The sequence below is a fragment of the Jiella soli genome (assembly GCF_020615385.1).
Lineage (GTDB): Bacteria > Pseudomonadota > Alphaproteobacteria > Rhizobiales > Rhizobiaceae > VKMB-3413.
Genome location: NZ_JAJAVB010000045.1, coordinates 1 through 20,918 on the forward strand (window position 1 = coordinate 1; position 20,918 = coordinate 20,918).

15 protein-coding genes, 2 tRNA genes and 1 pseudogene are annotated in these 20,918 nt (G+C 64.9%); 10 read left to right on the forward strand and 8 right to left on the reverse strand.

Annotation, left to right across the window (positions count from 1 at the left end):
* Positions 1–28 precede the first annotated feature (28 nt).
* A complete protein-coding gene (locus LH400_RS24645; protein ID WP_229156125.1) occupies positions 29–586 on the reverse strand; it encodes a BREX system Lon protease-like protein BrxL in 558 nt (185 codons plus the stop codon).
* A 57-nt stretch (positions 587–643) separates the two neighbouring features.
* On the opposite strand from LH400_RS24645, the pseudogene LH400_RS24650 reads away from it, so the two are divergent.
* Positions 644–820 (forward strand): annotated as a pseudogene (locus tag LH400_RS24650) (transposase); the annotation flags it as partial.
* A gap of 335 nt (positions 821–1,155) precedes the next feature.
* Here LH400_RS24650 and LH400_RS24655 read toward each other — a convergent pair.
* From LH400_RS24655 to LH400_RS24685, 7 genes are all read right to left on the reverse strand, one after another.
* The gene (locus LH400_RS24655; protein WP_229156126.1) at positions 1,156–1,863 is read right to left on the reverse strand and encodes an ATP-binding cassette domain-containing protein; all 708 of its coding nucleotides are present in this window, start codon (positions 1,861–1,863) and stop codon (positions 1,156–1,158) included.
* Entirely contained in the window at positions 1,863–3,035 is a 1,173-nt protein-coding gene (locus tag LH400_RS24660; RefSeq protein ID WP_229156127.1) for an FtsX-like permease family protein, read from the reverse strand. Before LH400_RS24660 ends, LH400_RS24655 begins: the two co-directional genes overlap by 1 nt.
* Positions 3,032–4,252: an HlyD family efflux transporter periplasmic adaptor subunit gene (locus tag LH400_RS24665; protein ID WP_229156128.1), complete on the reverse strand. Its 1,221-nt coding sequence runs from the start codon at positions 4,250–4,252 to the stop codon at positions 3,032–3,034. The genes LH400_RS24660 and LH400_RS24665 overlap by 4 nt, the downstream gene beginning before the upstream one ends.
* Positions 4,236–4,559, reverse strand: coding sequence for a hypothetical protein (locus LH400_RS24670; RefSeq protein ID WP_229156129.1), 324 nt, complete (start codon positions 4,557–4,559; stop codon positions 4,236–4,238). The genes LH400_RS24665 and LH400_RS24670 overlap by 17 nt, the downstream gene beginning before the upstream one ends.
* Positions 4,560–4,872: 313 nt before the next feature.
* Positions 4,873–5,526 carry a hypothetical protein gene (locus LH400_RS24675; RefSeq protein WP_229156130.1) on the reverse strand — a complete coding sequence of 218 codons (654 nt, stop codon included), beginning with the start codon at positions 5,524–5,526 and terminating at the stop codon, positions 4,873–4,875.
* 621 nt (positions 5,527–6,147) lie between these two features.
* Positions 6,148–7,482 (reverse strand): DUF6538 domain-containing protein, encoded by a 1,335-nt coding sequence (locus LH400_RS24680; RefSeq protein ID WP_370638479.1) that lies wholly within the window; start codon positions 7,480–7,482, stop codon positions 6,148–6,150.
* Positions 7,483–7,565: 83 nt separating this feature from the next.
* Positions 7,566–7,655: transfer RNA gene (locus tag LH400_RS24685), tRNA-Ser, on the reverse strand.
* A 677-nt stretch (positions 7,656–8,332) separates the two neighbouring features.
* On the opposite strand from LH400_RS24685, the gene LH400_RS24690 reads away from it, so the two are divergent.
* The 9 genes from LH400_RS24690 to rpoC all read left to right on the forward strand — a co-directional run bounded on the left by LH400_RS24690 (position 8,333) and on the right by rpoC (position 20,691).
* Positions 8,333–8,408 (forward strand) — tRNA-Trp (locus tag LH400_RS24690).
* Positions 8,409–8,535: 127 nt separating this feature from the next.
* The gene (secE, locus tag LH400_RS24695) at positions 8,536–8,733 is read left to right on the forward strand and encodes a preprotein translocase subunit SecE (protein WP_229156132.1); all 198 of its coding nucleotides are present in this window, start codon (positions 8,536–8,538) and stop codon (positions 8,731–8,733) included.
* A 34-nt stretch (positions 8,734–8,767) separates the two neighbouring features.
* Positions 8,768–9,298: a transcription termination/antitermination protein NusG gene (nusG, locus tag LH400_RS24700; RefSeq protein WP_229156133.1), complete on the forward strand. Its 531-nt coding sequence runs from the start codon at positions 8,768–8,770 to the stop codon at positions 9,296–9,298.
* Between the two features lie 147 nt (positions 9,299–9,445).
* Positions 9,446–9,874 (forward strand): 50S ribosomal protein L11, encoded by a 429-nt coding sequence (gene rplK / locus LH400_RS24705; protein ID WP_229156134.1) that lies wholly within the window; start codon positions 9,446–9,448, stop codon positions 9,872–9,874.
* Between the two features lie 4 nt (positions 9,875–9,878).
* A complete protein-coding gene (rplA, locus tag LH400_RS24710) occupies positions 9,879–10,586 on the forward strand; it encodes a 50S ribosomal protein L1 (RefSeq protein WP_229156135.1) in 708 nt (235 codons plus the stop codon).
* Positions 10,587–10,951: 365 nt separating this feature from the next.
* Positions 10,952–11,470: a 50S ribosomal protein L10 gene (rplJ, locus tag LH400_RS24715; protein ID WP_229156136.1), complete on the forward strand. Its 519-nt coding sequence runs from the start codon at positions 10,952–10,954 to the stop codon at positions 11,468–11,470.
* Positions 11,471–11,521: 51 nt separating this feature from the next.
* Positions 11,522–11,899, forward strand: coding sequence for a 50S ribosomal protein L7/L12 (gene rplL / locus LH400_RS24720; protein WP_229156137.1), 378 nt, complete (start codon positions 11,522–11,524; stop codon positions 11,897–11,899).
* Positions 11,900–12,217: 318 nt separating this feature from the next.
* Positions 12,218–16,357: a DNA-directed RNA polymerase subunit beta gene (gene rpoB / locus LH400_RS24725; protein ID WP_229156138.1), complete on the forward strand. Its 4,140-nt coding sequence runs from the start codon at positions 12,218–12,220 to the stop codon at positions 16,355–16,357.
* A 134-nt stretch (positions 16,358–16,491) separates the two neighbouring features.
* Positions 16,492–20,691, forward strand: a complete 4,200-nt coding sequence (gene rpoC, locus LH400_RS24730) for a DNA-directed RNA polymerase subunit beta' (RefSeq protein WP_229156139.1) — start codon at positions 16,492–16,494, stop codon at positions 20,689–20,691.
* The last annotated feature ends 227 nt before the right edge of the window (positions 20,692–20,918 follow it).

A 20,918-nucleotide genomic window follows, 5' to 3' on the forward strand; every position in this document is an offset into this window, starting at 1 on the left:
AGCTTGAATCATCCCTCAACCCAATCCGCTACCCGTTTATGAGTTCGTGACCTAGAGGGCTCGGCGCCGTGTCGGCGGCGGCGGCGGTATTCTCCGGCTCGGCGGCTTCGCTCGTCTCTTCGGGTTCAGAGGCACTGGCACGTCCGCCGCCATAGAGCTGCGGATATTCCTCTTCCTCTATCCTCGCGACCGGGCGCTTCTTCCCGTCCGGCCGACATAGTGGAAGTCGACCTCGGGATAGGTGCTGTCGATCCGGGAAGAGCTGGTCCTTCACGCGCTTGCGGCATTCCATGGCGAGATGAAGAAGCTTATCGACCTTCGCGACGGATTCTTCGCCGTTCGGAAAGAGAACCCTCAAGAGCCCGGACGCGGTCTTATAGACGGCATCGCGGTCACGCGTGGAAATGCTCTTGCCAACGGTGAAGTGCTGGTCCACGCGCAGCGCAAAGTCCTGCGAGCGCAGATGGCGCAGGATCTCGGCGAGATAGTCGACGATGAAGCCGTAGCCGGAGGTGAACATCTTGCCCCGGATCACGTCCGCGCCCTTCATCGCGCTGTAGGACGGGATTGGCGGCGCGGTGGTCACCAGCGGTTTCCGGTTAGGCTTGGGTCGCGAGACCGAACCGCAACCGGAGATCCCCTGATGACCGACGACATGATGAGCCTGCGCGGGCTCCTGGAGAAGACCCCGGACGCCGATCTGTTGCGCGAGATGATCGGCTTTGCCGCCGAGCGGCTGATGGAACTAGAGGTTGGCGCAGCTACCGGCGCCGGCTATGGCGAGAAGAGCGGCGAGCGGCTCGCCCAGCGCAACGGGTACCCCTCTGGCCTGACACCGATGCCGCGGACGGCCGATTACCATAATTGCACGACAGACGGCGAGTTTTTGGACGGAATGGGGCCGAAAGGGGAATGGCAGGTCGGGGGCAGCAGCGGGCAGATAGCTGCCGTTTCACAACGTGCGACAGCGAGCACGCAAGCTGCAGGCAGTCGCTCTTCCTGTGAACCTCTTTGCGTCGCCAATTCCGCACCTCATGACAACCGACGAGCCGTTTAAGGGCGCTGGTGACATCGGTTCGCATGGCCGGCATGTCGGGCACGGGACGCGGGCCTTTCTGCTGATCATTGCTGTACCATCGCGCGGTAGCAGCCCGGTCACACCTCGCCCTTGGTCGAGACGATCCGTCCATCCTCCAGAGTCAGAATACGGTCCGCGCGGTCGAGGATCCGGGGATCGTGTGTGACGAGCAGGGTCGTGGTGCCCCGTTCGGCGCCGAGCCGCTTGAGCAGGTCGACCACGTCGGCGGCGCTGTCCTTGTCAAGGGCGGCAGTCGGCTCATCGGCCAGAATCATGGCGGGATTGCCAGCCAGGGCACGCGCCACCGCAACGCGCTGTTTCTGCCCGCCGGAGAGGTTCGCGGGCAGATAGTCGAGCCGATCGGAGAGACCGACGAGGCCCAGAGCGCGCGCGGCCGCCTGTTGGGCAAGGGCGTCCGACATACCCGCTCGGACCTGAACGCCCATTATGACGTTCTGCATCGCCGTCAGGCTTTCGTGCAGGTTGTGGGCCTGAAAGATGAAGCCAAGCCTCTGGCGCAGCACCGTCAGGTCGGCTTCGGTCGCGCCGTGCAGTTCCCTTCCCAGCAACCGCACCGATCCGTTCTGAACCACGCGCAGGCAGCCGATCAGTGTCAGCAGCGTCGTCTTGCCGGAACCTGATGGCCCCATCAGTGCGGTGAAGCTTCCGTGCGCCAGTGTCAGGGTGATATCGAAGAGCGCCTGCTTTCGCGCCTCGCCGGTGCCGAACCAGTGGTTCAGCCCGTGCGCCTCCACGATCGTTTCGCTGCGGGTGCCCCCCTCCATCAGAACAGGTCCGCGGGATCGGCGGCGGTGAGTTTCCGCGTTGCGACAATGCCCGACAGGGCGCAGAAAGCCACGGTGCCGCCGAACACGCCGATGGCGATGGCAGGGGTCATCGCCAACGGAAGCTGCGTGATGGCCTTCATCAACGTCAGAATGCCCCACCCCGCCGCGAGCCCGGGGATGAAGCCGAACACTCCCAAAACCAGTGCCTGCTCCAGCACGATCCCGAGGAAGAATCGGCGGCCATAGCCCATGGCCTTGAAGGTGGCGTATTCACGCAGGTGATCGGCCACGTCGGTCGAGAGGACCTGATAGACGATCACAATCCCGACCAGCACCCCGATCAATACGCCAAAGCCGAAGATAACGCCCGTGGGCCGCTGGATCTGCTGATAGCGCAACTCCTCCGCCATCGCGTCGCGATAGCTGCGGATGCGCAGGCCCGGATGCGAGATCAAGGTCTTCAGCCGGGCGATCGCGGCGACGGTCTGCGCGCCGGCGCGCAGCTTGAGCAGGATGTGATCCGGTGCGGCCGAACTGCGGGTCGGAAACAGGCCCAGAAACGTCTGGTCGGACACGATCATGTAGCCGTCCCCTCCGAATCCGCTGCCGCCCGCGAAGCTTTCGAGGGCGGTCACGGTGCGGCCCTGCGCCTCGAAGCGCAGCGGCGTCTGCGGGCGTATGCCCGCCGCCGCTTCGCGGTCGAGGCCCCGGGCGAGACGGTCAAGCAAGGCGGTATCCCTGAGCGTGAGCAGGGGCAAGTCATCGGCGATCTCGGGCGCGAGAAAGCCCGCGTTGAAGGGGTCGATCCCGAAGGTCGTCAGTTCGATCGCGGCGCCGGTCCGATCCCAGGGCAATTTGCCGACGAAGAGCCCTACGCCTTGGGCGACATCCGGATCGGCGAGCGCCTGCAACATCCATTGGCGGGCGACATTGCTGCCCTCGACGAGCGTGTTGGCGTCCGTCGCCGAGATCATGATCTCGGCCGAGAAGAACTCGTATGGCCGCAGCGTCGCGACCGACAGCGCGTTCATGATCCCAAGCTGCACGAACACCAGCACATTGGCGAAGGCGACGCCGAGCAGCGCCGACGCGAAGCGCCCGGGCCTGTGGGTCAGTTGCAGCCAGCCGATCGGCAGGCGGCCGAAGATCAAGTGCAGAAGGCGGCTCATTGCACCGCCCGCGCGCCTGCTCCGGTGTCAATCCGCGCGACCACCTCGAGGTTGGTGTAGCGCATCGCGATGTCGGTCGAGGCCGGGGCCAGCGCCACCAGGACCCGGATCACGCGAGCGTCGGTATTGGCCGCGGCGTCGTCCGATATCAATCCCTGTCGCCCGACCATCAGCCCAATGCTTTCGACCGTGCCCCGCAAGGTCTGCCCGAGGGCATCCGCAGCGAGTTCCACCGGCTGGCCGACGGCGACGCTGGCGATGCGATCCTGCCAGACCTCGACCTCGGCCATCATCCCGCTGGTATCGCCCATCTCCATCACACCGTCGGACGGAGGGCGCTGGCCGGGCGTGACGCGGATGTCGAGGATCGTGCCCGTGATGGGCGCACGCACCTCGGCACGACCGAGATCCATTTGCGCGCGGGCCAGTTCCGCCTCGGCGGCGGCCACGTTGCGGCTTGCGACGACGACATCGGGTTGCTCTTCAAGGGCGCCGAATGTGAATCGCGTTAATGTCGCCTCGGCTCGGACGACCGCGAACGCGGCCTCCTTGGCCGCCGTCCGGGCAGCGTCCAGCGTCACGCTGCTGGAAACGTTGCGCTCGAACAGGTCTTCGGCGCGGGTCAGACTGGTCGCGGCTTCGCGCGCGGCGGTACGGAGCTGTTCCAGCGTCGCCTGCGCCTCGGCGCGGCTCGCCTTGGTGGCACTGCGAGTCTGGATCAGCGTGGCCTGCCGGATCGCGAGGTTCGCCTCGGCCTGCAGCACCGCTCCCTCCAGCGCTTGAGCGTTGTCCAGCAGGGCCAGCGGCGTGCCGCGCTCCACCCTGTCGCCGATCGCCACGAGGATCTCGGCGATCCGGGCATCACCGGCTCCATAAGGTGCGGCGACCAGCGCGATATCGCCACGAGGCATGATCCGGGCCAGACCTACCACGTCCGTAGGCAGCATGGTCTCGACCATCTCCTGCGGCATCACGATCTCGGGTGGCAAGGCGATGGGCGTCCCGGTTCCGCCGCCCGGCTGAAGGCCTGTCCTGGCGAAGAAGGCTTGCAGCCCCGGCGGCTGGAAATAGAGGCCGATCACCGCGCCGGTGAACAGAAACACAGGGATCAGCAGAACCAGCAGGTAGGCCGGGCGGAACCAGCGCCGCCGCGCGGGTTGCGCCGCGTCCGGCAGGTCGAGATCGAGCGGCAGCGCCTCATCATCGGTCCTCTTCACTCCGATCCCCCTTTGGCGTCCCGGAAGGTGCGGCTGCCGTTTTGCCCTGTACTGACCACCCGTTCCGGGTCATCGCGTCTGTTGTCGGCGTGGTCAGCCCCGATCCCGCAGGCGCGGCCAACTGGAGGAGGCTAGCCAGTAAAGGGGGGATGACGTTCACCAGCGGAATGACCACCAGCAGGCTGAGCCATTTCGAGTGGCCTGCCTTCTGGAAGATCATCCAGAACGCAATGACGATCACTGCCGCCATCGTGATGAACATGACAACGATATGGCTTTCCGCGGGCAGAGCCTTGATCCAGCGCAAGGAGGGTGCTGTCGCGGCTTTCCACCACGATGCCTGTGAGGAGAGAGCGGCGTCCTGCCTTTCCGAAGGCGCGTCCAGCAGGCGGTATCCCGGTCGTACTCCGCTTCCTTTGCTTTGGTCGAACGACCGCTTCAGAGCAGGCCAAACTGCTCGTGAATGACCGACACGGTGAAGGTTTTCGGATGCCGGCTGTAGGACCCCCTAAAGGATGCCTCAGGCACCCTGCAAGTCGCTGTAATCCCTACGCCGAAATCACTGGTTTGCCTTCGCGGAGAGGCGCTGACCCCCATCAGTCTGCCTCACCCTCGTCGCATCAGGCTGCCTCACCCACGGACCGGCGTCGAGCGCGCAAGAAAAAGCCCCCGGCACGACGGTGCCGAGGGCCTGGATCTGCTGGCCAGCGGGAGCGGTCTGGCTGACCGTCACTTGATGGGGACGGTCGCGACCCTGCTCCGCTCGTAGAATGTGGCCTGGACGGCAGCGGGGTCGAGGCCGGTTCGACCCCAACCGCACCCAGCGTGGCCGCGATGGCCCGGAAATGGACGCCGGTTTCCCTCATCAGGCCCGTGAGCGTCACGTACCTCGACATGAACCCGTCGAGGTCGGTTTGCATCACGATCGTCTGCGGGCAGCGGTTCACCGGATTGCCGGCGATCCGCGAGGGGAGGTACCCGTGCTCCAGCAGTGCCTTCACCACCTTCGTCGTCGTGCCGAGCGCCTTCTCCACCTTCCTGAGCGACAGGCCGCCGTGGTCCTCGAGTCGCACGAGCGGGCGCACCTCCTCCGGTGAGACCAGGACCGACATGAAGCCGCGCTCGCCCGCGAGGCGGCGGACCGTCGCGAGCCTCCTCTCCATCAGCATGTTCACGATCTCGACCGCCGAGCAGTTGGCGCGCGCCGCCGCGGCCGGGATCTGCACCATGTCCGCATCGGATGCACCGACCTCGGTCGCGTCGCGGATGGGCATGGCTCCTCTGTTGCGGCGGACGCGAGGTCCGCCGGGTCAGTCGGCTATGAGGAGCGTGATGAGCGCGGTTGCGCTGCGGCCGCGGCCGCGACTGGAAGCGCCGTCGAACGAGATGGTCATCTGCTGTCGCCTCCCTTGGCTGGGGCCGCCGATGGCGGCCCGGTCACGCCGCCCCGCCTGATTGCGGGACGGCTTCGCCGCGGCCGGCGGCCGCGGTTTCGAACGGGGCCCGGAGGCCCAGCTCGAGATCGATGGAGGGAGGTGTCGGATCTCGTCCGTCTTCCCGCCGGCCGGAACGCCATGGCGGTCCCGGCAGTCCCGGCGGCGAGGGGAGCGAAGGGGTGCTGGACTACGCCGCGGAGACCGTCGTTCCTTTGGCGTGCATTCCTGCACCCGGGTCGTGCCGCTCGCCATCGGGCGCTATGTGGAATCGATCGGACATCGTGAGCTCTTTGCTAGGGGAGGCGTCTATGGACGCCTGCGCGTTACGCGACGGTTACCCGAACGCCCATCATTTTAAGCATTCGATCGAATCCCTGTCGCGAGGCTCCGCCGCCCTCTTGAGGCGGCCCAGCAGGCCAAGGACTCGCGCAGCCTCGTCGACCTCGGCGCGCCGCTCGCTCACCACCGTTCGCAGGGGAGCCCCGGATGTCCTGACGAACTTATCGATGTTGGCGGGTCGATCCCCGCGGGTGCGGGGGAGCCCTCGCCAGCGCTCACGATGAAATCCTCGACATGGGTCGATCCCCGCGGGTGCGGGGGAGCCGCATAGCCGAGGGTCGCGCTCCGGTAGCCGATCATCGTCTTCACGATGCTCACATAGCCATGCTGCAGGGCGTTGCGCGACAGCGGCTTCAGATGCAGGTCGCGGTTCGCCTCGATGATCTCGCGGGCGGACGCTTCCTTCGGCCGCTGCGACTGCAGGGCGGGCCAGAAGGTCAGGAGGCTGATATAGGCTTGGAGGTCGGCGGGCGTGTAGGTGTCGACCGGATGATCGCCGATCAGTTCGATGAAGAGATCGCGCCGGAAGCGCGCCGTCTTGAGATCCTTGTTGGTCTCGCCCGAAGCTCCCGCGCGGGCCGCCAGATAGTCCTCGGAGACGTCGCTGAACAGCGGCATGCGCGAGGCTGGACGCGGGACGAAGCGGCGGTCGCGCTTGAGGGCCGGAACCGGGCGACCATGCTCGTCGAGCTCCCGGCCCTCAGCGGCGCCATCGTTGCCGGCTTCAGGCGTTGAGGCGACCCGGGGACCCGAAGCGTCCGGCAAGGGCCGATCCACAGTCGGCATCGCCGCCGCTGGCGGCTGCTCGGGCTTCAGGAACTCATAAGCTTCCCGGGCCGGCTGCGCGGGGGCCTCAGCAGGAATGGCTGCGCCGCTCAGCTTTGCCACATATGACGTCTTCAGGACGTCGACGTTATCGACGATCAGCGGATTGCCGTCCGCCCTCTTGGCGACCTCTCTCGCAATGCCGACGAGCCCGCGCCATCCTTCGAAGCGCCGCTCCTCTTCCGGCGAAGGCGCAGGAGGTGCGTTGTTGAGGAACGCCTTGTGGGCCTTCAGCCATCCCCGCATCTCGGCCGAGGCTTCCTCCGGCGTCGATCCGGAGAAAATGGTGCTGGGCTCGAACGCATCGTCTTCGGGCCCGTCGTCCTCCTCCGCCAATCGCCTCTTCCTCATCTCGTCGAAACGCCGCCGCGATTCGGCGGCGAGAAGGTCCGCCATGCGCCGAGCCTCGCGCGCCGGACAGGCGCCGAGGCTGATCCGGATCGGCACCGAGGCCCTTCCGCCGCCGAGATCCTTCGGCAACCTAATCTGAAAAAGGTAAGTCGTTCCTGACCGGACGAGATACGGCCCCGCGCCGCGCGGCCGGGCAGGTGGTCCACCCTCGGCCTTCTCCTGCCGTTCCCGCGATACACGGGACGATACCCCGCACGATACACGCCCTGACTTTTCCATCCGAAACACTCCCGAAGGGGCGTGCCGGAGGGCAAAAACACCGGAAAATGCGGGAATTCAATTGGCGGAGAGTGGAAAACTCATGGCGGAGAGGAAGGGATTCGAACCCTCGATACGGTCTCCCGTATACTCCCTTAGCAGGGGAGCGCCTTCGACCACTCGGCCACCTCTCCACGCAGCCCGGATAGCATATTTGTGGGGCTTCGCAACCCGCTCTTCGCAGTTTCCCGGCAAAGCGGGCCTCGGGGCGGTCGCCGGGTCGGTGTCGAGGGGGCGAGCCCTGGACCGAAGTGGGAAGAAAGGCCGAGTGTAAGAAGACCCGGCGGCAACGGGAGGCCGGGCCATCGGGGCGTCGTACATCGGATCGAGCGGAGAGAGAGCAGGGGAGTGAGGTCGGTCCCTGAACGGGATCGGACGTCATGTCCGGACGCGGACGCTCTCTTGGTTGCGGTACGCAAGGATAGGATGTGCTCTCGTTCAAGCGCGGCCAAGGAACGGCTTCATGCGCCGGACGGGAATCGTCGCAACGTGTTGCGGCGGTGATTCTTCCCGCGTTAGGCTTCCACGTGCTTTGAACGGCGAGCCGATGGCGCGGGGACCTGTCGCTGACCGGCTGCCGTTCTTCCCGGCTGCCCGTAGGCTCAGCCGCTCTGTGCTGTCCGCCGGATGCGGGATTGCTTCCGCAGACCTGCGCCTGCCGAGCATCTTGCCCACCGAGGAGGAGGCGAGCCCAGCCGGGATTCGCATAGCCGGAACGACCGCGCTTCGCGTCCTCGCGCGCGTCATGCGATCGCGTTGCAGGATAGCGCTTGATGAAAGAGCGAAGTTGGCATAATGAGACGCCGTGCGAAGGGGTATAGCTCAGTTGGTAGAGCGGCGGTCTCCAAAACCGCAGGTCACAGGTTCGAGCCCTGTTGCCCCTGCCAGTCGCCGCGAATTTTCCTTCCCATGCGGCCTTGTGAATCGCATCGATGCCCGTTAAATGATGCTGAACAGACACGTCGCGCGTGGGGCTGACCTAAAGCCTGCACGCGTATTTGCCGTGAGCACGCTATGGCCAAGACCAACCCATTCACATTCCTTCAGCAGGTTCGGTCGGAAACCGCCAAGATCACCTGGCCGACACGCCGGGAGACGATGATCTCGACGCTCATGGTCTTCCTGATGGTTGCCTTCGCTGCGGCCTTCTTCTTCATTGCGGATCAGGCGCTCGGCTATGCCGTCGGCCTGATCATGAGCGCCGGCGTCTGAACGCCGCCAGGCCGCAGGAGTAATCGACAATTTCATGACTGCCCGCTGGTACATCGTCCACGCCTATTCGAACTTCGAGAAGAAGGTGGCGGAATCGATCGAGGAGCAGGCCCGGCAGAAAGGGCTCTCCGACAAGTTCGAGAAGATTCTCGTGCCGACCGAGAAGGTGGTCGAGGTGCGTCGCGGCCGCAAGGTCGATGCCGAACGCAAGTTCTTCCCCGGCTATGTGCTGGTCAAAGCCGAACTCACCGACCAGGTGTTCTCGATGATCAAGAACACGCCGAAGGTCACCGGGTTCCTTGGGCCGGACAATCGGCCGGTGCCGATCTCCGACAAGGAGGCCGAGCAGATCCTGACCCAGGTGCAGGACGGTGTCGAGCGGCCGAAGCCGACGATCTCCTTCGACATCGGGGAGCAGGTGCGCGTCTCGGACGGGCCGTTCGCCTCGTTCAACGGCGTGGTCCAGGAAGTCGACCAGGAGCGCACCCGCCTCAAGGTGGAAGTTTCGATCTTCGGGCGCGCGACGCCGGTCGATCTCGAATTCGGGCAGGTCGAGAAGGTCTGATCCGGACAGTGCGGGCGTTGCGCCCGTTTCCCCGTGCGGGAGGCGTTCCGGCTTCAAGCCGGCCGGAAGATGCCGCACCGCGCGAACTGCATGTGACCGGAGCGCCGCTGTCCGCGGCGCCGGCACTTACGACAAAGGCAGGAGATAATGGCTAAGAAAATCGTGGGGCAGCTGAAGCTGCAAGTTCCCGCCGGCTCGGCGACGCCTTCGCCGCCGATCGGCCCGGCGCTCGGTCAGCGCGGCATCAACATCATGGAGTTCTGCAAGTCGTTTAACGCGCAGACCCAGGAGATGGAGAAGGGTCAGCCGATCCCGGTGGTCATCACCTACTACCAGGACAAGTCCTTCACCTTCGCGATGAAAACGCCGCCGGTGAGCTACTTCCTGAAGAAGGCGGCGAACCTGAAGTCCGGCTCGAAGGAGCCCGGCAAGTCGGTCGCCGGCCAGGTCAGTCGCGACCAGGTGCGCGACATCGCCGAGAAGAAGATGAAGGACCTCAACGCCACGACGATCGAGGCGGCGATGGCGATGGTCGAGGGCTCTGCCCGTTCGATGGGTCTCGAGGTTGCGGAGTAGGACGATGGCCAAGATCGCAAAGCGTATCCGCGCCGCCCGCGAGGGCATCGAGCGCACCAAGCTGTACGGCCTGGACGAGGCCATCGGCATGCTGAAGAGCCGGGCGAGCGCCAAGTTCGACGAGACCGTCGAGGTCGCGATGAATCTCGGCGTCGACCCCCGTCACGCCGATCAGATGGTCCGCGGCGTCGTCAACCTGCCGAACGGCACCGGCCGCACGGTCCGTGTCGCCGTGTTCGCGCGTGGTGACAAGGCCGAAGAGGCCAAGGCCGCCGGCGCCGACATCGTCGGTGCCGAGGATCTCGTCGCCGAGGTCCAGGCCGGCAACATCAATTTCGACCGCGCGATCGCGACGCCCGACATGATGGCGCTCGTCGGCCGCCTGGGCAAGGTTCTCGGCCCGCGCGGCCTGATGCCGAACCCGCGCGTCGGCACGGTGACGCCCGACGTCACCGCGGCGGTCAAGGCCTCCAAGGGCGGCGCCGTCGAGTTCCGCGTCGAGAAGGCCGGCATCGTTCATGCCGGCGTCGGCAAGGTTTCCTTCGATGCGAACGCCATCGCCGAGAACATCCGCGCCTTCGCGGATGCGGTCCAGAAGGCCAAGCCTTCGGGCGCCAAGGGCAATTACGTCAAGCGCGTCGCCATCACCTCGACCATGGGGCCGGGCGTGAAGATCGACCCGTCGACGATCGTGGCTGCGGCCACGGCCTGACCCTTACCATCGGCAAATGTCGCACCTATATGCGGCGTTCGCCATCAATAGGTTCCGGGCTCGTCCCGGTGCGTGGAGGTCCGTTTCGGGCCTCCTGAATGCCTGTCCGAGATTGTGGGCGATCGGCGCTTCTGCGCCGGTCATAATCGTCAGATAGCCCTCATGAGACGGGGTGAAGGTCCGAAATTCGGGTGAATGCCCAAGCTTCGGTTCGAACCTCTGAATGCCTTGCGCCGTCCGCTGGTTCCGTTGGAACCGGCAAGGTCCGCGAGGGGACAGGATCTCCGAGCGTCGCCCGGGTGATCCGGGCGGCAAAAGGCAACCGGCTTCGGCACGATCGTGTCGGGGCCAACTGGAGAGAGGCAGTGGACAGAGCGGAAAAACGCGAATTCGTCACGACCCTCAACGAGACCTTCAAGGCCTCGGGGACCGTCGTGGTGGCCCACTATGCCGGGCTCACCGTCGCGCAGATGAACGACTACCGGTCGAAGATGCGCGAAGCGGGAGGCTCCGTCAAAGTCGCGAAGAACCGCCTCGTCAAGATCGCTCTTCAAGGCACGGACGCCGAAGGCATCTCGAACCTGTTCGAGGGCCAGACGCTGATCGCTTATTCGAGCGATCCGGTCGCGGCGGCAAAGGTCACCAACGATTTCGCCAAGGGTAACGACAAGCTCGTGATCCTCGGCGGGGCGATGGGGGCCTCAACCCTCGATGCGGACGGTGTGAAGGCGCTTGCCACCATGCCGTCGCTCGACGAACTCCGCGCCAAGCTGGTCGGCATGATTCAGACGCCGGCCACGCGCATCGCAGGAGTTCTGCAGGCGCCTGCGGGTCAGCTCGCACGCGTCTTCGGGGCCTATGCCAAGAAGGACGAAGCGGCGTGAGGATGGTTCCTCGCTGCTCTACTCAAAGTTCGAACCTGAAGGAAAATCAAAATGGCTGATCTCGCCAAGATCGTTGAAGACCTGTCGAGCCTGACCGTCCTCGAGGCGGCCGAGCTGTCGAAGATGCTGGAAGAGAAGTGGGGCGTCTCCGCCGCCGCTCCGGTGGCCGTGGCCGCTGCCGGTGGTGCGGGCGCTGCCGCTCCGGTCGAAGAGGAGCAGACGGAGTTCAACGTCATCCTCGCGAGCGCCGGCGCTCAGAAGATCAACGTCATCAAGGAAGTCCGCGCCATCACCGGTCTCGGCCTGAAGGAGGCGAAGGATCTCGTCGACAACGCGCCGAAGCCGGTCAAGGAAGGCGTCGACAAAGCCGAGGCTCAGAAGATCAAGGACCAGCTCGAGAAGGCTGGTGCGACGGTCGAAGTCAAGTAATCGCGGGTTCTCCGCGTTTACGCTCGAAAATCTGGCGGGCGGGACGGCGATTTGCCGTTCCGCCTTCCGTGCTCGCTAAAGCGGGTGGAGGAATGCGCGGAGCGCGCTGCGTCGGAAGGCGCTGGGCGGGTCTCGCGAAGCGGGGTCAACGACGCATCTCCCGACGGCTTCTTTGAGCCGTGTGGAGATGCGGGGCGATCGGTCCCGTAGATTAGATCATGGCCGCCGAGCCTTGCGCGGGCGGTTCCCCTCTTGCCGGAGAGGGTTTGGTGAATTCGAGCCCTTCGGTCAAGGGCGCTGTCACGAGAAGGAGCGGCGATGTCTCAGACAACGACGTTTAGCGGTCGCAGGCGGGTGCGGAAATTCTTCGGGTCGATCCCGGAGGTAGCGCAGATGCCGAACCTGATCGAGGTCCAGAAGGCCTCCTACGATCAATTCCTGATGGTCGACGAGCCGAAGGGCGGGCGGGGCGACGAGGGCCTGCAGGCCGTCTTCAAGTCCGTCTTCCCGATCTCCGACTTCTCGGGCCAGGCGATGCTTGAATTCGTGAAATACGAGTTCGAAGCGCCGAAGTTCGACGTCGACGAATGCCGGCAGCGCGACCTGACCTACGCCGCGCCGCTGAAGGTCACGCTGCGCCTCATCGTGTTCGATATCGACGAGGATACCGGCTCCAAGTCCATTAAGGACATCAAGGAGCAGGACGTCTACATGGGCGACATGCCGCTGATGACGATGAACGGCACGTTCATCGTCAACGGCACCGAGCGCGTGATCGTCTCGCAGATGCACCGCTCGCCGGGCGTCTTCTTCGATCACGACAAGGGCAAGTCGCACTCGTCGGGCAAGCTGCTCTTCGCCGCCCGCGTCATCCCCTATCGCGGCTCGTGGCTCGACATCGAGTTCGACGCCAAGGACGTCGTCTATGCGCGCATCGACCGTCGCCGGAAGATCCCGGTGACGAGCCTTCTGATGGCGCTCGGCATGGACGGCGAGGAGATCCTGTCGACCTTCTACAATGTGCTGCAGTTCGAAAAGGACAAGAACGGCTGGCGCGTTCCGTTCTCGGTCGAGCGCGTGCGCGGCCAGAACGCCGCGGTCGACCTGATCGACGCCGACTCGGGCGAGGTCCTGGTCGAGGCCGGCAAGAAGGTCACTGCCCGCCAGGCGCGGCAGATGCAGGAGAAGGGCGTCAAGGCGCTTCGGGCGACCGAGGAGGACCTTTACGGCCATTATCTGGCCGAGGACATCGTCAACTTCGCCACGGGCGAGGTCTATCTCGAAGCCGGCGACGAGATCGACGAGAAGACGCTCAAGGTCCTCATTGACGCCGGCTATGACGAGATCCAGGTTCTCGACATCGACCACGTCAATGTCGGCGGCTACATCCGCAACACGCTCGCGGCCGACAAGAACGAGGGTCGCCAGGACGCGCTGTTCGACATCTACCGGGTCATGCGCCCGGGCGAGCCGCCGACGATCGAGACCGCCGAGGCGATGTTCCATTCGCTGTTCTTCGATTCCGAGCGCTACGACCTTTCGGCCGTCGGCCGGGTGAAGATGAACATGCGCCTCGACGTCAAGGCCGAGGACACCGTGCGCGTTCTGCGCAAGGAGGACATCCTCGCCGTCGTCAAGACGCTGGTGGACCTGCGCGATGGCCGCGGCGAGATCGACGACATCGACAATCTCGGCAATCGCCGGGTGCGCTCGGTCGGCGAGCTGATGGAGAACCAGTACCGGGTCGGTCTGCTCCGCATGGAGCGGGCGATCAAGGAGCGCATGTCGTCGGTCGAGATCGACACCGTCATGCCGCAGGACCTGATCAACGCCAAGCCGGCGGCCGCCGCGGTGCGCGAGTTCTTCGGTTCCTCGCAGTTGTCGCAGTTCATGGACCAGACCAACCCGCTGTCGGAGATCACGCACAAGCGTCGTCTTTCGGCGCTTGGGCCCGGCGGTCTGACGCGCGAGCGTGCCGGCTTCGAGGTGCGCGACGTGCATCCGACCCACTACGGCCGGATCTGCCCGATCGAGACCCCGGAGGGTCCGAACATCGGTCTTATCAACTCATTGGCGACGTTTGCTCGCGTCAACAAATACGGCTTCATCGAGAGCCCGTATCGCAAGGTCGTTGACGGGATCGTCACCAAGGAAGTCGTCTATCTCTCGGCGATGGAGGAGTCCAAGCACCACGTCGCGCAGGCAAACGCGATCCTCACCGAGGAGAACCGGTTCCAGAACGAGTTCGTGGTCTGCCGCCATCAGGGCGACGTCTTCATGACGCCGCGCGACAATGTCGACCTGATGGACGTCTCCCCGAAGCAGTTGGTATCGGTCGCCGCGGCGCTGATCCCGTTCCTCGAGAACGACGACGCCAACCGCGCTCTGATGGGCTCGAACATGCAGCGCCAGGCGGTGCCGCTGGTCCGGGCGGAGGCGCCTTTCGTCGGCACCGGCATGGAGCCGATCGTCGCCCGGGATTCGGGTGCCGCGATCGGCGCGCGCCGGACGGGCATCGTCGACCAGGTCGACGCGACCCGTATCGTCATCCGCGCCACGGAGGACCTGCAGCAGGGCAAGTCCGGCGTCGACATCTATCGGCTGATGAAGTTCCAGCGCTCGAACCAGAATACCTGCATCAACCAGCGCCCGCTGGTCGCGGTGGGCGACCGGGTGTCGAAGGGCGACATCATCGCGGACGGCCCGTCGACCGATCTCGGCGATCTCGCTCTCGGCCGCAACGTGCTCGTCGCTTTCATGCCGTGGAACGGCTATAACTACGAGGACTCGATCCTCCTGTCCGAGCGCATCGTCGCCGACGACGTCTTCACCTCGATCCACATCGAGGAGTTCGAGGTCATGGCGCGCGATACCAAGCTCGGACCCGAGGAGATCACGCGCGACATTCCGAACGTGTCGGAAGAGGCGCTGAAGAACCTCGACGAGGCCGGCATCGTCTACATCGGTGCCGAGGTCCAGCCGGGCGACATCCTGGTCGGCAAGATCACGCCGAAGGGCGAGAGCCCGATGACGCCGGAGGAGAAACTCCTGCGCGCCATCTTCGGCGAGAAGGCCTCGGACGTGCGCGACACGTCGAGCCGCATGCCTCCCGGGGCCTACGGCACGGTGGTCGAGGTCCGCGTGTTCAACCGCCACGGCGTCGAGAAGGACGAGCGCGCCATGGCGATCGAGCGCGAGGAGATCGAACGCCTCGCCAAGGACCGCGACGACGAACAGGCCATCCTCGACCGAAACGTCTACGGCCGCCTGGTCGAGATGCTCGACGGCAAGGCGGCGATTGCCGGGCCGAAGGGCTTCAAGAAGGGGTCGGTGCTTTCGCCGGAGGCGATGGCGGAGTTCCCGCGCTCGCAGTGGTGGATGTTCGCCGTCGAGGACGAGAAGCTCCAGGGCGAGCTCGAGGATCTGCGCAACGTCTATGACGAGGCGAAGAAGACGCTCGAGCAGCGCTTCATGGACAAGGTCGAGAAGGTCCAGCGCGGCGACGAGCTGCCCCCGGGCGTCATGAAGCAGGTGAAGGTCTTCGTCGCCGTGAAGCGCAAGATCCAGCCGGGCGACAAGATGGCCGGCCGTCACGGCAACAAGGGCGTGGTTTCGCGTATCCTGCCGGTCGAGGACATGCCGTTCAACGAGGACGGCACGCATGTCGACATCGTGCTGAACCCGCTCGGCGTGCCGAGCCGCATGAATGTCGGGCAGATCCTCGAGACGCATCTCGGCTGGGCCTGTGCGGGCATGGGCAAGCGTATCGGGGAGTTGCTGGAGACCTACCAGCAGAACCACGACGCCGAGCCGCTGCGTCAGGAGATCTCGGGGCTTCTCGGCGACAACGATCGCAACGAGAAGGTCAAGACCTACGACGACGAGAGCGTGATCACGCTCGCCAAGCAGATGAAGAAGGGCGTCTCCATCGCGACGCCGGTCTTCGACGGCGCGGTCGAGCACGACATCGTCGAGATGCTGGAGAAGGCGGGGCTCAACGGCTCCGGACAGGTGACGCTGTATGACGGACGTACGGGCGAACCGTTCGACCGCCAGGTGACGGTGGGCTATATCTACATGCTCAAGCTGCACCATCTGGTGGACGACAAGATCCATGCCCGTTCGATCGGCCCGTACTCGCTCGTTACCCAGCAGCCGCTGGGCGGCAAGGCGCAGTTCGGCGGACAGCGCTTCGGCGAGATGGAGGTCTGGGCGCTCGAGGCCTATGGCGCGGCCTACACGCTGCAGGAGATGCTGACGGTGAAGTCGGACGACGTCGCGGGCCGCACAAAGGTGTACGAGTCGATCGTGCGAGGCGACGATGCCTTCGAGTCGGGCATTCCGGAGAGCTTCAACGTGCTCGTGAAGGAAATGCGCTCGCTCGGCCTCGACGTCGATCTCGCCAATTCCGCGGCCGAACTTCCGGCCCCGGCGGACCTGCCGGACGCGGCCGAGTAACGGACCGCCCGCGACGGGCCGCGAATGCGGCCCCGACCGGCGCCTTCATTGGCGCCGGTCCGCAGACGAGGAAAGATTCAGCGGTCGGCCCAGCCGCCGCGTTCCGGGGCTGATGCCCCAGAAGGAGAAAGCCCATGAACCAAGAGGTCATGAACATCTTCAACCCGCAGGTTGCGGCGCAGACATTCGATTCCATTCGGATCTCGCTCGCCTCTCCTGAGAAGATCCTCTCCTGGTCCTTCGGCGAGATCAAGAAGCCGGAAACCATCAACTACCGTACGTTCAAGCCCGAGCGTGACGGGCTGTTCTGCGCGCGCATCTTCGGTCCGATCAAGGACTACGAGTGCCTGTGCGGCAAGTACAAGCGGATGAAGTACAAGGGCATCATCTGCGAGAAGTGCGGCGTCGAGGTCACCCTGTCGCGTGTGCGGCGCGAGCGCATGGGCCATATCGAGCTCGCCGCGCCGGTCGCCCACATCTGGTTCCTGAAGTCGCTGCCGAGCCGCATCGGCACGCTGCTCGACATGACGCTCAAGGACATCGAGCGGGTTCTCTATTTCGAGAACTACATCGTCACAGAACCGGGTCTCACCTCGCTGAAGGAGCACCAGCTCCTGACCGAGGAGGAGTACATGCTCTCGGTCGACGAGTTCGGGGAGGACTCGTTCACCGCGCTGATCGGCGCGGAGGCGATCCAGGAGCTGCTCGGCTCGATGGAGCTCGAGAACATCGCCGTAAGCCTGCGCGAGGAGCTTGCGACGACGACGTCCGAGCTCAAGACCAAGAAGCTGATGAAGCGGCTGAAGATCGTCGAGAACTTCCTGGAATCGGGCAATCGGCCGGAATGGATGATCATGACCGTCGTTCCGGTGATCCCGCCGGACCTGCGTCCGCTCGTCCCGCTGGACGGCGGCCGCTTCGCGACGTCCGATCTCAACGATCTCTACCGCCGGGTCATCAACCGTAACAACCGTCTGAAGCGACTGATCGAACTGAGGGCCCCCGGCATCATCATCCGCAACGAGAAGCGGATGCTGCAGGAGGCCGTCGACGCGCTGTTCGACAACGGCCGTCGCGGCCGCGTCATCACGGGCGCCAACAAGCGTCCGCTGAAGTCGCTGTCCGACATGCTGAAGGGCAAGCAGGGCCGGTTCCGCCAGAACCTGCTCGGCAAGCGCGTCGACTATTCCGGCCGCTCGGTCATCGTGACCGGTCCCGAGCTGAAGCTGCATCAGTGCGGCCTGCCGAAGAAGATGGCGCTGGAGCTGTTCAAGCCGTTCATCTACGCGCGGCTCGACGCAAAAGGCTATTCCTCGACGGTCAAGCAGGCCAAGAAGCTGGTCGAGAAGGAGCGTCCGGAGGTCTGGGACATCCTCGACGAGGTGATCCGCGAGCATCCGGTGCTCTTGAACCGTGCGCCGACGCTGCACCGCCTCGGCATCCAGGCCTTCGAGCCGGTGCTGATCGAGGGCAAGGCGATCCAGCTGCATCCGCTGGTCTGCACGGCCTTCAACGCCGACTTCGACGGCGACCAGATGGCGGTGCACGTGCCGCTGTCCATCGAGGCGCAGCTCGAAGCCCGCGTCCTGATGATGTCGACCAACAACATCCTGCATCCGGCGAACGGCGCACCGATCATCGTGCCGTCGCAGGACATGGTTCTCGGCCTCTACTATCTCTCGATCATGAACGAGAACGAGCCGGGGCAGGGGATGGTCTTCTCCGACATCGGCGAGCTGGAGCAGGCGATCTACACGAAGGCCGTCACGCTCCACACTAAGATCAAGGGCCGGTTCAAGACCGTCGATGCCGAGGGCAACCCGGTTTCGCAGATCTTCGAGACGACCCCCGGTCGCATGCTGATCGGCGAGCTTCTCCCGAAGAACGCCGCGATTCCGTTCGACATCTGCAACGAGCTGATGACCAAGAAGAACATCTCCAGGATGATCGACCAGGTCTATCGCCACTGCGGTCAGAAGGAGACGGTGATCTTCTGCGACCGGATCATGCAGCTCGGCTTCAAGCACGCCTGCATGGCCGGCATCTCGTTCGGCAAGGACGACATGCTGATCCCGGAGACCAAGGCGAAGATGATCGGCGAGACGCAGGCGCTCGCTAAGGAATACGAGCAGCAGTACAATGACGGCCTGATCACCCAGGGTGAGAAGTACAACAAGGTGGTCGACGCCTGGGCGAAGTGCACCGACAAGATCGCCGAGGAGATGATGGGTCGCATCAAGGCGATCGAGTTCGACCAGGAGACCGGCCGTCAGAAGCCGATGAACTCGATCTACATGATGTCGCATTCGGGTGCCCGCGGTTCGCCGACCCAGATGCGCCAGCTCGCTGCGATGCGCGGCCTGATGACCAAGCCGTCCGGCGAGATCATCGAGACGCCGATTATCTCCAACTTCAAGGAGGGCCTCACGGTTCTCGAATACTTCAACTCCACCCACGGTGCCCGGAAGGGCCTCGCGGACACGGCGCTGAAGACCGCGAACTCGGGTTACCTGACCCGTCGTCTCGTCGACGTGGCGCAGGACTGCATCATCACGCAGTCGGACTGCGGCACCGAGAACGGCCTGACCATGCAGCCGATCGTCGACGCCGGCCAGGTCGTGGCGACGCTCGGCCAGCGGATCCTCGGCCGGACCGCGCTCGAGGACATCATGCATCCGCTCTCGGGCGAGGTGCTGGTCGAGGGCGGCCGGATGATCGAAGAGGCCGATGTCGACAAGATCGAGAAGGCCAGCATCCAGTCGGTGAAGATCCGCTCGGCGCTGACCTGCGAGATCCGCACCGGCATCTGCGCCACCTGCTACGGGCGCGATCTCGCCCGCGGCACGCCCGTGAACATGGGCGAGGCGGTTGGCGTCATCGCGGCGCAGTCGATCGGCGAACCGGGCACCCAGCTCACCATGCGTACCTTCCACATGGGCGGTACGGCGCAGGTGGTGGACTCGTCGTTCCTCGAGGCCTCCTACGAGGGCACGGTGCAGATCCGCAACCGCAACGTCGTCCGCGATTCCGACGGCAAGCTGGTGGCGATGGGCCGCAACATGGCGATCCTGATCCTCGATCAGGGCGGCAAGGAGCGGGCTTCGCACCGGGTCACCTACGGTTCGCGCATCTATGTCGACGACGGCGACACCGTTCGTCGCGGCCAGCGTATCGCCGAATGGGATCCCTACACCCGTCCGGTGCTCACCGAGCTCGAGGGCACGGTGGACTTCGAGGACATGGTGGATGGCATCTCGGTGTCGGAGCAGGCCGACGAGGCGACCGGCATCACCAAGCGTGCGGTCATCGACTGGCGGGCCAGCCCGCGCGGCCAGGACCTGAAGCCGGCGATCATCATCAAGGGCGACAATGGCGAGATCCTGAAGCTCGCCCGTGGGTCCGACGCTCGCTACTTCCAGTCGGTCGACGCGATCCTGTCGGTCGAGCCGGGTCAGCGTGTGCAGGCCGGCGACGTCCTGTCGCGCATTCCGATGGAAAGCGCGAAGACGAAGGACATCACCGGCGGTCTGCCGCGCGTCGCGGAACTGTTCGAGGCCAGAAAGCCGAAGGACAACGCGGTCATCGCCGAGATCGACGGTACGGTGAAGTTCGGGCGCGACTACAAGAACAAGCGCCGGATCATCATCGAGCCGCATGAGGACGGTGCCGAGCCGGTGGAGTACCTGATCCCGAAGGGCAAGCCATTCCATCTGCAGGAAGGCGACGTCATCGAGAAGGGCGACTACATCCTCGACGGCAATCCCGCTCCGCACGACATCCTGGCGATCCGAGGCGTGGAGGCCCTCGCGAGCTACCTCGTCAACGAGATCCAGGAGGTCTACCGGCTGCAGGGCGTTCTGATCAACGACAAGCACATCGAAGTCATCGTCCGGCAGATGCTGCAGAAGGTCGAGATCGTGGAGTCGGGTGATTCCGGCTACATTCCGGGCGACCATGTCGACCGGATCGAGCTCGCCGAGATCAACGAGCGCCTCGTCGAGGAGGGCAAGAAGCCGGCTTCCGGCAATCCGGTCCTGCTCGGCATCACCAAGGCCTCGCTGCAGACGCCGTCCTTCATCTCGGCGGCTTCCTTCCAGGAGACCACCCGCGTCCTCACCGAGGCGGCGGTCGCCGGCAAGTCGGACACGCTGCAGGGCCTGAAGGAGAACGTCATCGTTGGCCGTCTCATCCCGGCCGGCACCGGCGGCATGATGACCCAGGTCCGCCGGATCGCGACCTCGCGCGACGAGCTGATCTTGGAGGATCGCCGCAAGGCGGCCAATGTGGTCGAGACCGACCGCATGCTGACCCAGGTCGGAGACGCTGCCGAATAGGCAGCCGGTCCGTCACGGAGATCGGAAGAGGGCCGCCATTGTGCGGCCCTTTTTCATGGGCGCTGCTGATTAGAGCGCCGGGCGAAAGAGTGGAAACCGGTTTTTCGGCCACCCGGCGCGTCACCAAGGAGATCGAGAGCATCGAGCGATGCCGATTTGTCGCCTGATGCTCTAGAGCGTCGGGCGATTAATCTGCAACGCAGCCTGCAGCTTTGAAGTAGTTCCAG

Coding starts and splice junctions, on each gene's coding strand:
- LH400_RS24680 (WP_370638479.1), bottom strand. CDS start 7,482: ATGGAAAAGTCAGGGCGTGTATCGTGCGGGGTATCGTCCCGTGTATCG.
- rpoB (WP_229156138.1), top strand. CDS start 12,218: ATGTCTCAGACAACGACGTTTAGCGGTCGCAGGCGGGTGCGGAAATTC.
- rpoC (WP_229156139.1), top strand. CDS start 16,492: ATGAACCAAGAGGTCATGAACATCTTCAACCCGCAGGTTGCGGCGCAG.
- nusG (WP_229156133.1), top strand. CDS start 8,768: ATGACTGCCCGCTGGTACATCGTCCACGCCTATTCGAACTTCGAGAAG.
- secE (WP_229156132.1), top strand. CDS start 8,536: ATGGCCAAGACCAACCCATTCACATTCCTTCAGCAGGTTCGGTCGGAA.
- rplL (WP_229156137.1), top strand. CDS start 11,522: ATGGCTGATCTCGCCAAGATCGTTGAAGACCTGTCGAGCCTGACCGTC.
- LH400_RS24655 (WP_229156126.1), bottom strand. CDS start 1,863: ATGGAGGGGGGCACCCGCAGCGAAACGATCGTGGAGGCGCACGGGCTG.
- rplA (WP_229156135.1), top strand. CDS start 9,879: ATGGCCAAGATCGCAAAGCGTATCCGCGCCGCCCGCGAGGGCATCGAG.
- LH400_RS24675 (WP_229156130.1), bottom strand. CDS start 5,526: ATGCCCATCCGCGACGCGACCGAGGTCGGTGCATCCGATGCGGACATG.
- rplK (WP_229156134.1), top strand. CDS start 9,446: ATGGCTAAGAAAATCGTGGGGCAGCTGAAGCTGCAAGTTCCCGCCGGC.
- LH400_RS24660 (WP_229156127.1), bottom strand. CDS start 3,035: ATGAGCCGCCTTCTGCACTTGATCTTCGGCCGCCTGCCGATCGGCTGG.